Below are 12,381 nucleotides of genomic sequence, written 5' to 3'. Positions count from 1 at the left end.
TTACTTTCACCTCGCGGCATCCGCACTCGTGACTTCCCGTCTATTTGCCCTGATTCCGTGCGCAGGCACCGGCAGCCGTTCCGGTGCCGCGATGCCCAAACAGTACCGCACCGTCGCCGGGCGCGACATGTTGCATTACTCGCTTGCCGCATTCGACGCCTGCAGCGAATTCGCGCAAACGCTCGTCGTGATCGCGCCGGACGACCAGCACTTCGACGCGCGCCGCTTTGGCGGCCTGCGCTTTGCGGTGCGCCGCTGCGGGGGCGCATCGCGCCAGGCGTCGGTGCTCAACGGCTTGCACGCGCTCACCGAATTCAATGCGCGCGACGACGACTGGGTGCTCGTGCACGACGCCGCCCGGCCGGGCATCACGCCGGGCCTGATCCGCACCCTGACCGGCGCGCTCAAGGACGACGCGGTGGGCGGCATCATGGCCTTGCCGGTCGCGGATACCTTGAAGCGGATCGACGAGGCGTCGGCGGACAGCCGCATTGCCCGCACCGAATCGCGCGACGGCCTCTGGCAGGCGCAAACGCCGCAAATGTTTCGCATCGGCATGTTGCGCGAAGCGATCCTGCGCGCGCAGGCCGACGGTCACGACCTCACCGACGAAGCCAGCGCAATCGAATGGGCCGGCCATGCGCCGCGGCTCGTGCAAGGCAGCCTGCGCAACTTCAAGGTGACGTACCCGGAAGATTTCGATCTGGCCGAGGCGATCCTGCTGCGGCCTTCGGCCACGTAACGGTTGGGTTGTGAGTGGTTGATTTTCAGCTAACAGACTTGTGGACCTGAGGACTTGACGCAGATGGATTTCAGAATTGGACAGGGATACGACGTGCATGCGCTGGTGCCGGGGCGTCCGTTGATCATCGGCGGGGTGACGATTCCGTACGAACGCGGCCTGCTCGGCCATTCGGACGCCGACGTGCTGCTGCATGCAATCACCGACGCGCTCTTCGGCGCCGCCGCGCTCGGCGACATCGGCCGTCATTTCTCCGATACGGACGCGAAATTCGCTGGCGCCGACAGCCGCGTGCTGCTGCGCGAGTGCGTGGCGCGCGTGAAGGCCGCCGGTTTTTCGATTGCGAATGTCGACAGCAGCGTGGTCGCTCAGGCGCCGAAGCTCGCGCCGCATATCGAGGGCATGCGTGCGAACATTGCCGCCGACCTCGGCCTGCCCACCGAAAAAGTCAACGTCAAAGCCAAGACCAACGAGAAGCTGGGTTATCTCGGCCGCGGCGAGGGCATCGAGGCGCAAGCCGTGGTGCTGCTGGTCAAGGATTGACGGGCTTTTTAGCCGGGAGCCTGCTCCGCCGCAATGCACTGCGCGGCGGCATTGATCACCGCCGCAATCCGCCCGACGTCGCGCAACTGCGTGGCACTCATGCCTTCGGCGATCAGCGTGTCGAAGTGCGATTTCACGCAGAAATGACACTTGCCGATAATCGAGGCCGCGAGCGCGTACATCTCGAAGCGCCGCTTGTCCACGCCGCCATGCGATGCATAGGCGTTCATGCGCAACTGCGCCGGTTGCGATTTCAGGTCCGCGTTGCCGGCCATCTCCACGTACGGATACCAGACATTGTTCATGCCCATCAACGCGGCGGCGGTCAGCGCGCCCGTGGTTTCTTCGGGAGAGAGCACGCCCGCGTTGCGGATCGCATTGACGATCGCCGTGCTTTTCGCGGCGAACGCCGCCGCGAGCGCGACGCCGACTGCGTCGTTGCCTTCTAGCGACGAGCGCGCGATCGTGCCGTCCAGATTCAGCCGGATATCTTTCGCGTAGTCGGGTACGAGCGCCTTAATGGAAGACAAGAATTCCATTGTCATCTCCTATCGGGTTGTCGATAAAAAAGCCCGCTGCTTTTTCAAGCGTGGCGGGCTCGGGCGGGCACGGCTTACAGCGTTGCGCCGCCGACTGCGCGGTTGCACGGACAGAGTTCGTCCGTTTGCAGACCGTCGAGAATCCGCAGCACTTCCTCGGGATTGCGGCCGACGTTCAGGTTGTTGACCGAAACGTGCTGGATCGTATTGTCCGGATCGACGATAAACGTGGCGCGCAGCGCGACGCCTGCTTCCTTGTCGCGCACGCCGAGCTGGTCGATCAGCTCGCCCTTCACGTCGCCGAACGAGTAGTGGTTCAGCTTGCTGAGATCCTTGTGCTCGCGGCGCCAGGCGAGTTTCACGAACTCATTGTCGACGCTGCCGCCGAGCAGCACGGCGTCGCGCTCTTCGAAGTCTTTGGCCAGCTTGGCGAACTCGACGATTTCCGTCGGGCACACGAAGGTGAAGTCCTTCGGATAGAAATAGATGATCTTCCACTTGCCCGGGAACGACTGCTCCGTGATTTCTTCGAACGCCGAGGCGCCGTTTTCCTCATGGTTGTTGAAGCCAGGCTTGGCAGCGGTGACGGTGAACGCTTCGAGTTTGTCGCCAACGGTTTTCATGCGAGTGCTCCTTCGTGTGTTGGAAAAAACAGCATGTTGAGGCTACCAGCTCGTCATCACGAGCGCGTGTCAGGGTTTTAAACTATAGCTCTATTGAACTATCGGCTCAATAGTTTTTTCCTAACGAGTGGGATAGTTATTATTCAACGGAGCAGGCATCCGCAGTGCGGGCATCCCGCGGCGGATGCGATGCGGCTCACACGCCCTTGGCGAGCGGGAATTCGATGGTGACTTCGAGGCCCGGTCCCGGCGTTCTGTTACGCAGGCGCAGCGCGCCGCGATAACGCCCCACGAGCCGTTGCACGATGGCCATGCCGAGACCTGTGCCGTTCGCCTGCGTGCGCGCGGAATTGACACGATAGAACGGGCGTGTGACGAGCGCGAGCTGGTCTTCCGGAATGCCGGGGCCTTCGTCGACCACCGACAACTCGACGCGCGAGTGCGACACGCGCGTCTCCAGAATGACGTGCGGGATGCCGTCACCGTCGCTCAGACCGTACTTGCGCGCGTTTTCCAGCAGATTGCCGACGACCCGCCGCATGTCGGTCTCGTCCGCCTCGATCACCGCCGAGGGCGCGAGCCGCGTGATGAGCCGCATGCTGTCTTCGCTTTGCATACGCGCGGCGAGCTCGCTCGCGATCACGGACAGATCGACCGGCTCCGGCACGCGCTGCACCGGGCGCGCGTAGTCGAGGAACCGGCCGATGATCATGTCCATCTGCTCGATGTCGTCGACCATGGCGTCTTTCGTGCTCTGGTCGGACGGACTCATTTCCGTTTCGAGCCGCAGCCGCGCGAGCGGCGTGCGCAGGTCATGCGAGATACCCGCGAGCATCAGCGCGCGGTCGGCTTCCAGTTGCTCGAGGTCGCGCACCATCTGGTTGAAACTGCGATTGGTTTCGGCGGCTACGCCCATGCCGCGCTCGGGCAGCGGTTCGGGCGACTGCCCCGAGCCGACCTTGCGCGCGGCCATTGCGAGGCGGGCGAACGGCCGGTTCACGAGACTCGTGATGAAGGCCGCGCCGAAGAGGGACAGCGCGAGCGCGAACACGCCCCAGCCGGCCCACTGCAGGCCTGTCGCATTGTCGAGCTGATCGCGGTCGAGCGCGACCCAATAGTCGTCGTCGTCGATCTTGAAGCTGATCCAGACGCCGGGGATATCGTTCACGCTTTGCGCGATCACCGTGTCGTCGCCGAGACGGCCGCGAATGTCATGCTCGATCAGCCGGTTCAGCGACTCGTCCGGCTGCAGCTTGAACTTGTCGGTGGTTTCGCGCGGATACACGCGCACCCCTTCATTGCTTTCCAGGTCCTGCAGCAGGGCGCGCCGCAAGTCGGGATCGGAATAGAGGAGTGCGGTGCGCGTGAGCTTGACGATGGCGACGAGTTGCAGCGCCACGCGCTGTGCGCGCGGCTCGCGTTCGATCACCCGGAAGCTCTGGAACCAGGCAGCGAGACTGACCGCGATCAACAGCGCGATCAGCAGAAAGGTCCGCCAGAAAAGGCCGCCGAACGCGAGCGTCAGGAGGCGCCGGTCGATCCGCATGGGCCCTTCTTATCTGAAAACAAAAGCAGGAGGTGTGAACAAACTCAGGCTGCGCCGTCGGGAATGAACACGTAGCCAAGACCCCACACCGTCTGAATGAAGCGCGGGCTGCCCGGGTCCGGTTCAATGAGCTTGCGCAGACGCGAGATCTGCACGTCGAGGCTGCGGTCGAACACTTCATACTCGCGGCCGCGCGCCAGTTCCATCAACTTCTCGCGCGACAGCGGCTGGCGCGGATGACGCGCGAACACCTTGAGTACCGAAAACTCGCCCGTGGTCAGCGGAATTTCCTGGCCGGCCTTGGTGAGCGTGCGGGTCGCGAGATTGAGCGCGAACTCCCCGAACTCGAAAACTTCGGTCGTTTCGGACGGCGCGCCCGGCAACTCCGACGGCGACTGACGGCGCAGCACCGCGTGAATCCGGGCCACCAGTTCGCGCGGATTGAATGGCTTCGGCAGATAGTCGTCCGCGCCCATTTCAAGGCCGACGATACGGTCGACGTCTTCGCCCTTCGCGGTGAGCATGATGATCGGCGTGCGGTCATTGCTGCCGCGCAAACGCCGGCAGATGGACAGGCCGTCTTCGCCCGGCAGCATCAGGTCGAGCACCAGCAGATCGAAGCGCTCACGCACCCACAGCTTGTTCATGGACGGCGCGTTTTCGGCCACATACACGTTGAAGCCCTGTTCGCCGAGGTAGCGGCGCAGCAGATCGCGCAGGCGCGGATCGTCGTCGACGACGAGAATTTTCGAAGGGTTTTTGGTTTCCATGGTCGGCATCTTAGCGCGATTAGAAAGTAGTGCGCGGTTGCATCATTTATCGAGTTACAGTCAGTTACAAAATTTACCCGGCCTGTGGCACGGCGTAAAGCGGCGACAGTTAGACTCCTTTACTGAATGCGGCTGTTCGGTGGATACTTCACTCGACTAAAACCCACGCGCCCGGCTCGTTACCGGGTTTGTCACACGCATTTGAGGTAGCCGGTTGCCGCGCCACGAAGGGAACAACATGAAGGGAGGGGTTTGGCCGAATGTGCGCCTGAGCGTGATTGCACTGGCGGTTGCCGGTACGCTCGCAGGCACGTTGGGACCAACGCTCGCCCACGCCCAGCCTTCTGCCGACAGAGCTGCGAGCGAGCGCGCGTCCAGGCCCGGCACTTCAAAGGCAAACCGTCACAACTCCAGCACCGAGCGGCCAGCATCAGACGTGATGTTGCGCACCGCGGTTCCCCCCGATCTCGATCAGCGCCGTCGCGACGGACATATGACGCCGGACGAGCGTCGTTTGCTGAGGCAGCATATCGAAGACGCCGTGCGCGAGCTGTATAAGCGGTAAGCGCCGAACGGCGGCGCCCGCTGTCGTCCGCTGTGTTACCTCGCGCGCCAGGCAATCCAGAGCTTGCGGATCGGCGTCAATGCGATGCGTTGATGCAGCACGTGATAACCGTCGCGCTCTATTTCCTCGAGCAACGCTAACGCGAGCGCGCCCTGTGCAAGCAGCGTGCGCTGCGAGCGGCGCTCGCGTCCCGGCACCGCAGCGAGCGCGGCATGCAAGGCATCGCGCGCGCGCTTCGTCTGAAAGCGCATGAGCTCCGCGAACGCATCGGTATATTTTCGATTGATCAGATCCGCAGCTGTCACATTGAAGCGCTGCATTTCGTCAATAGGGATGTAGATGCGGCCGTGGCGCGCATCGTTGCCCGTTTCCACCACGAGCTGCGCGAGCAGCAACGCGTCGCCCAAGGGCGTAGACCAGGCCGGCGCCTGCGTGCCGTCTGTGGCAACCGCCTTGCTCGCCGCGCGCGCCACCAGCCCCGCGAACGTGCCGCCCACCGCCTGCACATAGCGTCGCAGGTTCGGGTAATCGAGGTAGCGTGCCTGGTCGAGATCCATTTCGAAACCGCTCAGCAGTGCCTGCAATGCCGGGTATTCGGCTTTCACGTCGGGCAGCGTGGCGGCGAGCGCTTTCGAAACCGGGTGCGTGGGCGCGCCCGAAGCAAGCGCGCCCAGTTCGTTTTGCCACCAGGCGAGCTTCGTGCGGCCAATGGCGGGGTCGCTGACTTCCTTAACCGTTTCCTCGAACTCGCGGCGCAGTGCGTACAGTGCGGTCAGGCGCGGTTGACTGGCTGCGGGCGCCTGGCGGAGCGCATAGTAAACGCTCGATCCTGGCGGCGCCGCTTTTTGCTGGCAATATTCGTCGAAATTCACGGCTTGGAATGTGGGGAAGGGCGGGCGATGAGCGCACGGCGTGCATGCGCGAAGCCGAAAATTGTAGCATCGGCGCAGGCGCCGCAGGCGTGCGGCCGTATGTGTGGCAGTTGCAGACAAGCGCGAATCAATGCGTTAGAATCTCGCGCTTACGCTTTTGGGCGCGTACCTCCGGACGCCGCGCAGAGCATGCAGACATCGGGCGAGACGCACAACGCTTGCCCGGCTGCGAGGGTGGCGAAATTGGTAGACGCACCAGGTTTAGGTCCTGACGCCCGCAAGGGTGTAGGGGTTCGAGTCCCCTCCCTCGCACCATTCATCTGTAGCGAAAAACCCCGTCAAGTCATTGGACTCGCGGGGTTTTTTGTTTGGCGGGCATCTGTGGCGCCCGCGTGGCCAAGCTTGCTCAGGCTTGCGGCGCGGGCGGCGTGTCGGCGCTGCCGGGCAGGTCGGCCTGTGCGGCGCCTTCGAGAAAGCGCCGGGTCGATTCGAAGGCCTGCAACATCTGATCGGGCCACGGCGTTTGGAGCATGACCGCCTGATGGTTTTCGAATGCCGACGACAACAGCTTCGCCAGTTCCGGCGAGCGCAGATGGCGCAGCAGCACGCTGACCGCAATCGCCGTCGCCTGGCTCGCGCCGGCTGTCTGGAGTTCCGAGGCGGTCAGCGCCGCGACCTGTTTGTTGATGTCCACTGAAACTTCCCTGAATAGATTGGATGACTGGAGTGGTGCGCCGCGCGGGTTGACAACCGCCCATAAAGCCGGGCCGATGTCTGCTGCGGTGGGTCTCGAATTTTGACACGGCTGGCATGTCGGTGCGAAGGCAGTGGCGCGATCAAAGAAACGTAACGCCCGCATAATCGCGTGCCGTTCGCTCAAGTCATTGTTCCGGTAATGGCCGTTTGTGCCCACTTTGATTCGCGGGCGATCCGGTGGATCCGCTCGATTAATCGGTGCGCATTAGTCGCATAATGGCCGGTGACACGCCAGCAGTTGTCGACGGACGCGCGGCAAACCGAATTTCAATTGGCGTCATTGCCGCCCGTTATGAGCTTCGAGCGGATAGTCGCTTGAAAAGCCCGCGGCGCATGCTATTCTGCGCGCCGATTTGCGCTGCTTGCCACTGCGGTATTCGCGAATAGTCCGTGCGGGAGCGCCTTGCGATCAAACGGATATCGCCGCACAAGACAATAAAAGAGGGTTGCGATGAGCGTGATATTTACCGTGCTGGGCGCTGTGGTCGGCCTGCTGGTTTCCTTGTCGAACGATATTCCGCTCGGGTATGGCGCATTCTTCGGCGCGCTGGCGGGGTTCGCGCTCGCACGCCTGCGCAGCAGAAAGTCGGCGAATGCCGCGCATCGGCCAGTGTCGACGCCCGCCGAATCGGATGCGCGTCGCGATCTGGCGAGCCGCGTCGAGTGGCTGGAGCGCGAGGTCGTTGCGCTGCGCGGCGAGATTCGACAGTTGCGCGAAGCCGCGGGTATCGCTCCGGCAGACAGCGACGCACCCGCGCCAGCGGCGCCGCCCGACCACGCTGCTGGCTTCGCGACGGTTCCCGGCGCGGCTTTCGCGGCCGCCAGCAGTCATCCCTATGCCATCCCGCCGCAGGCGCCCGTCGAACTGCAGGAGAGCGCGTCGGCAGCGCATGCATCCGCAAGCGTGGAGGCCGACGCATCGACTGAAACTGATCGGCGAATTGAAGCCGGCACTTCGGCCGTGACGCCCGTCGCCACGCCGGCCCGCGCCGGGACTGTCGAGACTGTCGAGACTGTCGAAGCGCCCCAAGTCGCGCCCGCGCCCGCACCGCCGCGCGGCCCGGGCGTCGTCGAGCGCCTTGTCAAAGCAGGCCGCGACTGGCTCTTCGGCGGCAATACGGTGGTGCGCGTCGGCATTGTCGTGCTGTTCTTCGGCATCGCCTTCCTGCTCAAATATGCGGCCGACAACAGCCTCCTGCCGATCGAATTCCGGCTCGCCGGTGTCGCTCTGGCAGCGACGGCCTTGCTCGTGCTCGGCTGGCGTATCGGCGAGAGCCGCGGCGCGTACGGACTCGTGCTGCAGGGCGGCGGCGTCGGCGCGCTGTACCTGACCGTGTTCGCGGCAACCCGGCTGTACCCTCTGCTGCCCGCCGCCGCAGCCTTGCCGCTGATGATCGCGATCTGCGCACTGAGCGCCTTTCTCGCCGTGCGTCAGAACGCGCCTTCGCTCGCGTTCATGGGCAGCGCCGGGGGCTTTCTCGCGCCACTCCTGCTGTCCACGGGCGGCGGCAGTCATGTGATGCTGTTCAGCTATTACGCGCTGTTGAACGCGGGCATCTTCGCGATCGCGTGGTTCAAGGCGTGGCGCCCGCTGAATCTGCTCGGCTTCGTCTTCACGTTTTCGATCGGCGCGGCGTGGGGCGCGACGGCCTACCGTCCCGAACTGCTTGGCAGCACCGAGCCGTTTCTGATTCTCTTTTTCGTCATGTACGTGGGCATCGCGCTGCTTTACGCGGTGCGCCGTGAACTGACGCTTAAGCATTACGTCGACGGTACGCTCGTGTTCGGCACGCCGCTCGTCGCAATCGGCCTGCAAGCCGCGCTGATGAGAAACGTCGAGTTCGGACTCGCGTGGAGCGCCGTCGCGCTTGCGCTCTTCTATCTCGCGATAGCGGGTTGGCTTGCCCCGCGCCGCTCACGCCTTGGCATGCTGTTCGACTCGATGTTCGCGCTCGCCGTGATCTTCGCCACGCTCGCCGTGCCGCTCGCGTTCACCGGGCCGACGACGAGCGCAACGTGGGCCATCGAAGGCGCCGCGCTCGTGTGGCTCGCCGTGCGGCAACGGCGCCTTGTCGCACTCGCTTTCGGCCTGCTCATGCAATTGGCCGCTGCGGGCGCGTTTGCCGTCGGCAGCATCGTGCCGGCCGGTGATGCGGCCGCGCTGCCGGTGCTGAACGGCGCGTATCTGGCGACGGTGCTGATGGCCCTGGCCGGCATCTTCACCGGATGGCGTTTGCATGGCCGCAGCGAAGCGGGCGACTGGCATGCCTCGCTGCCGCAACTCGGCGTGGTTGCGAGCGTGTGGGGGCTCGCGTGGTGGGTGGCGGGCGGACTCAATGAGATTCACGCGTACGTGCACAGCTTCGTGCCGGACGACCGTGAGCGTGTCGGCGCGGCACTGGCCGCGCTCTTTGCCGCGCTGAGCGCGTGGCTCGCTCATGGCGCGCGCCGCAAGCTGCGCTGGCCGCTCGCCGAATGGCCGGCGCTGCTACTCGTGCCTGTGCTGGCTGCGCTTACCGTCGGCCTTTTCGCCTTGGACATGAAGCCGGTCAGCGGCTATGGCTGGCTGGTCTGTCTGCTGGTCGCCGTGTCCACCTACACGCTGCTATGGCGTCAGCAGCGGGAGGTCGGCGATCGCCTTCTTGCGCCGCTGCACACGCTGATGTTCTGGAGCGCCGGCGCGCTCGCCGCGCTCGAAGGCTACTGGGCGTTGCGTGCCTACGTACCCGAAGGCGCGTGGAGCTGGAGCGCGTGGGCGTACGGCTTTGGCGCGTTGCTATTGCTGCTGGCGGGCGCCGGGCAGCGTTTGCGCTGGCCCGTGGCGCGCTTCACGCGCGCGTATCAGGTGTGGGCCGCGGCACCGCTCGCCGCGCTGCTGTGGGCGTGGAGCATCGCGAGCGTGACGAGCGACGGCAGCGCCGCGCCGCTTTTCTGGCTGCCGATTGTGAATCCGCTCGACGTGGCTCAGATCCTCGTGTTCGTGGCCGGCGCAGTGTGGCTGCGCCGGCTTCGCGCGCTCGGCGTGCAGTGGCATCCGCGCGCGCTCGATTACGCGGTGCTGGCGACCGTGTTCGTGTGGTTCAATGCGTTGCTGCTTCGCACGCTGCATCATCATTTCGATGCGGCGTACGATATGGCGGCGGTGCTGGCGTCGTTCGGGCTGCAGCAGGTTTTCCTCGTCGGCTGGAGCGCGTTTGCATTTGCCGGCTTGTGGCTCGCGCGGCGCGACAGCATCGTGCGGCTGTGCGCGATCGCTTCGACACCGCTCGTGCTCGTGATGTGGCTCTGGACGTTCTACGCGAATCTGACGCAGGACGGCGGCGCGTGGGCGCGCTTGCCGTTGCTCAATCCGTTCGATCTCGTGCAGGCCGTGATCTTCGCGCTGGCCGCGCTCTGGCTCTGGCGCGTGCACCGTCTCGGCGTGCCGCTCGACGACTACCGGCTGCCGCTGCAGGTCGCGGCCGGCGCAACCGCTTTCATCTGGTTGAACGCGATGCTGCTGCGCACGCTGCATCATTGGATCGGCGTGCCCTACGAGTTCGAACAGATGTCGCAGTCGATGCTGGTGCAGGCGTCGGTCTCGGTCTTCTGGACGCTGTGCGCGCTCGCGACGATGATCTGGGCGACGCGGCGCGCGAGCCGGATCGTCTGGTTCATCGGCGGCGCGTTGCTCGGCGCGACCGTCGTCAAGCTGTTCCTGTTCGACCTGTCGCACGTGAGCGGCATCGAGCGGATCGTATCGTTTATCGGTATCGGACTGATGTTGCTGCTGATCGGCTACTTCTCGCCGTTGCCGCCCAAGCTGATGGTCGGGGAAACTGAACAATGAAGCATCTTCTGAAGCGGACGGGCTGGTGTGTCGCGCTCGTGTCCGCCTATGCCGCGGCGCCTGCCTGCGCTGAAGATTTTGCGCGGCGCTTTGCGCTCCAGCTCGACGAGGGCGCCGCCTACTACAGCGTGACGGTGCCGGCCGCGGTCTATGCCGCGAGCCAGCGCAACGATCTCGGCGACCTGCGCATCTTCAACGGCGCAGGCGAGCCCGTGCCGTACTCGCTCGAGGCGCCGCGCGAGCCGGCCCGCACGCCGCCGTCGCTGCATCCAGTCAGATGGTTCCCGCTGCGGCCCGCTCCCGCGGGCCAGGCCGGCGCGCCGCTCGGCGTGACGATCGCCGCCGACGGCTCGCTGCGCGCAACCGCCGCGCCGCCCGGGCGCGCGCAGCACGACACGGATCTGATCGATGCCGGCGCGGCGTCGCATGAGGGCCGCGCGAGCGCGCTGCTGGTTCATCTGCGCGACGACAATTATCAGGGGCGCGTGTCGGTCGAATCGAGCGACGATCTGCGCAACTGGCAACCCGCCGGCGACGCGCAACTGCTCAAGGTCAGCTACAACGGCAGCACGCTGAGCCAGGACCGCATCGAACTGAACGGCGCCCACGCGCGCTATTTGCGGCTGCACTGGCTGGACGGCGCGCCGTTCCTCGAATCGATCGACGTGGAAGTGCAGGCGGCCGGCGCGGGGCGCGCGCAGCTCGCCGACAGCCGGCGCGAATGGCGCGAAGGCATCGTCGCGCAGGCGGGACCGAAGGCGGGCGAGTATTTCTTTTCGACGGGCGGACCGTATCCCGTCGACCGCTTGCGGCTCGACTTGCCGCAGCCGAACACGGTGGCGCCCGCGGTCGTCTATTCGCGCGGCGAGCTGGGCGGCGCGTGGCGCGAGGTGTCGAGCGCGACGCTCTTTCGCCTGCATAACGGAGCGGTCGAACAGAACAATCCTTCTTTGCAATTGACGCCTGATACGGATCGTCACTGGCGGGTGGTTGTCGATACGCGCAACGGCGGGCTCGGCAGCGGCGCGCTGACCGTCGCGGCGGGATGGCGGCCGGCGACGCTGACTTTCGTCGCGCGCGGGTCGGCGCCTTTTACGCTCGGTGTGGGCAGTGCGTCAGCGGTGTCGACGGCGGTTGGCCGCGACGAGTTGCTGATGGGCGCGTCGTCCGTCATTGCGACGGCGCGCGTGGGAGAGGCGCTCGCGCTTGCACAGAACGGCAACGGGCTCGCGCCGGCGAATGCGGACGCTTACCGCCGCTATGTGCTGTGGGCCGCGTTATTGCTGGCCGTCGGCTCGCTCGGGGCGATTGCATGGCGTCTTGCGCGAAGCGTGTCGCATCGCGTGCCGGCTGGCGACGGGGCCGGCGTGTCGAGTGTGCCGGGTGTGTCCGGGGCGATGGCGAGCGGCCCTGGCGAGACGGCGGCTGGGGTAACCGATGCAGTCCGCACTGCTAGTGCCGCGCCGCAGAACGCAGCGGCCGGTGGTACGGCGAGTGGGGCGAGTGCGGCGGGTGCAACACCAGCCGGACCTCAGCGCGACGACAACGACTGAACTGTGTGCGCGCACAACCAACTGTGCGCGTCATGATGTGTTG

General features: G+C 65.3%; 11 protein-coding genes and 1 tRNA gene. 6 read left to right on the top strand and 6 right to left on the bottom strand.

Features of this window, described 5'->3' with window-relative positions:
• The first annotated feature begins 28 nt into the window (after positions 1-28).
• Together ispD and ispF are read left to right on the top strand one after the other, a co-directional pair.
• Entirely contained in the window at positions 29-742 is a 714-nt protein-coding gene (gene ispD, locus ACEN8U_RS23450; RefSeq protein ID WP_013588380.1) for a 2-C-methyl-D-erythritol 4-phosphate cytidylyltransferase, read from the top strand.
• A 63-nt stretch (positions 743-805) separates the two neighbouring features.
• Positions 806-1,285 carry a 2-C-methyl-D-erythritol 2,4-cyclodiphosphate synthase gene (ispF, locus tag ACEN8U_RS23445; protein WP_006048913.1) on the top strand — a complete coding sequence of 160 codons (480 nt, stop codon included), beginning with the start codon at positions 806-808 and terminating at the stop codon, positions 1,283-1,285.
• Between the two features lie 8 nt (positions 1,286-1,293).
• Here the strand turns inward: ispF and ACEN8U_RS23440 are convergent, their stop codons facing one another.
• From ACEN8U_RS23440 to ompR, 4 genes are all read right to left on the bottom strand, one after another.
• Complete coding sequence (locus tag ACEN8U_RS23440) at positions 1,294-1,824, bottom strand: carboxymuconolactone decarboxylase family protein (RefSeq protein ID WP_015002642.1); 531 nt, start codon at positions 1,822-1,824, stop codon at positions 1,294-1,296.
• A gap of 74 nt (positions 1,825-1,898) precedes the next feature.
• Complete coding sequence (locus ACEN8U_RS23435; protein WP_013588377.1) at positions 1,899-2,447, bottom strand: peroxiredoxin; 549 nt, start codon at positions 2,445-2,447, stop codon at positions 1,899-1,901.
• 196 nt (positions 2,448-2,643) lie between these two features.
• Positions 2,644-3,993: an ATP-binding protein gene (locus tag ACEN8U_RS23430; protein WP_015002641.1), complete on the bottom strand. Its 1,350-nt coding sequence runs from the start codon at positions 3,991-3,993 to the stop codon at positions 2,644-2,646.
• 44 nt (positions 3,994-4,037) lie between these two features.
• Positions 4,038-4,772 carry a two-component system response regulator OmpR gene (ompR, locus tag ACEN8U_RS23425; protein ID WP_006048917.1) on the bottom strand — a complete coding sequence of 245 codons (735 nt, stop codon included), beginning with the start codon at positions 4,770-4,772 and terminating at the stop codon, positions 4,038-4,040.
• A 229-nt stretch (positions 4,773-5,001) separates the two neighbouring features.
• Here ompR and ACEN8U_RS23420 point away from each other — a divergent pair, with 229 nt between their 5' ends.
• Positions 5,002-5,328 (top strand): hypothetical protein, encoded by a 327-nt coding sequence (locus tag ACEN8U_RS23420; protein ID WP_041746156.1) that lies wholly within the window; start codon positions 5,002-5,004, stop codon positions 5,326-5,328.
• A gap of 35 nt (positions 5,329-5,363) precedes the next feature.
• Here the strand turns inward: ACEN8U_RS23420 and ACEN8U_RS23415 are convergent, their stop codons facing one another.
• Positions 5,364-6,200 carry a squalene/phytoene synthase family protein gene (locus tag ACEN8U_RS23415; protein WP_015002639.1) on the bottom strand — a complete coding sequence of 279 codons (837 nt, stop codon included), beginning with the start codon at positions 6,198-6,200 and terminating at the stop codon, positions 5,364-5,366.
• Between the two features lie 228 nt (positions 6,201-6,428).
• On the opposite strand from ACEN8U_RS23415, the gene ACEN8U_RS23410 reads away from it, so the two are divergent.
• Positions 6,429-6,515, top strand: a tRNA-Leu gene (locus tag ACEN8U_RS23410).
• A gap of 91 nt (positions 6,516-6,606) precedes the next feature.
• On the opposite strand, the gene ACEN8U_RS23405 is transcribed toward ACEN8U_RS23410, so the two are convergent.
• Positions 6,607-6,894 carry a hypothetical protein gene (locus ACEN8U_RS23405; RefSeq protein WP_015002638.1) on the bottom strand — a complete coding sequence of 96 codons (288 nt, stop codon included), beginning with the start codon at positions 6,892-6,894 and terminating at the stop codon, positions 6,607-6,609.
• A gap of 513 nt (positions 6,895-7,407) precedes the next feature.
• On the opposite strand from ACEN8U_RS23405, the gene ACEN8U_RS23400 reads away from it, so the two are divergent.
• Both ACEN8U_RS23400 and ACEN8U_RS23395 read left to right on the top strand, forming a co-directional pair.
• Positions 7,408-10,785, top strand: a complete 3,378-nt coding sequence (locus ACEN8U_RS23400; protein WP_015002637.1) for a DUF2339 domain-containing protein — start codon at positions 7,408-7,410, stop codon at positions 10,783-10,785.
• Positions 10,782-12,338: a DUF3999 domain-containing protein gene (locus ACEN8U_RS23395; protein WP_015002636.1), complete on the top strand. Its 1,557-nt coding sequence runs from the start codon at positions 10,782-10,784 to the stop codon at positions 12,336-12,338. The genes ACEN8U_RS23400 and ACEN8U_RS23395 overlap by 4 nt, the downstream gene beginning before the upstream one ends.
• Positions 12,339-12,381: the final 43 nt, after the last annotated feature.

The sequence above is a fragment of the Paraburkholderia phenoliruptrix genome, assembly GCF_047325075.1.
GTDB lineage: Bacteria > Pseudomonadota > Gammaproteobacteria > Burkholderiales > Burkholderiaceae > Paraburkholderia > Paraburkholderia phenoliruptrix.
This window is presented reverse-complemented; position numbering and strand designations above follow the sequence as displayed.

Bases quoted from the DNA above. Each gene is read 5' to 3' on its own strand.
- ispF (WP_006048913.1), top strand. From the start codon at position 806: ATGGATTTCAGAATTGGACAGGGATACGACGTGCATGCGCTGGTGCCG.
- ACEN8U_RS23440 (WP_015002642.1), bottom strand. From the start codon at position 1,824: ATGGAATTCTTGTCTTCCATTAAGGCGCTCGTACCCGACTACGCGAAA.
- ACEN8U_RS23435 (WP_013588377.1), bottom strand. From the start codon at position 2,447: ATGAAAACCGTTGGCGACAAACTCGAAGCGTTCACCGTCACCGCTGCC.
- ACEN8U_RS23430 (WP_015002641.1), bottom strand. From the start codon at position 3,993: ATGCGGATCGACCGGCGCCTCCTGACGCTCGCGTTCGGCGGCCTTTTC.
- ompR (WP_006048917.1), bottom strand. From the start codon at position 4,772: ATGCCGACCATGGAAACCAAAAACCCTTCGAAAATTCTCGTCGTCGAC.
- ACEN8U_RS23420 (WP_041746156.1), top strand. From the start codon at position 5,002: ATGAAGGGAGGGGTTTGGCCGAATGTGCGCCTGAGCGTGATTGCACTG.
- ACEN8U_RS23400 (WP_015002637.1), top strand. From the start codon at position 7,408: ATGAGCGTGATATTTACCGTGCTGGGCGCTGTGGTCGGCCTGCTGGTT.
- ACEN8U_RS23395 (WP_015002636.1), top strand. From the start codon at position 10,782: ATGAAGCATCTTCTGAAGCGGACGGGCTGGTGTGTCGCGCTCGTGTCC.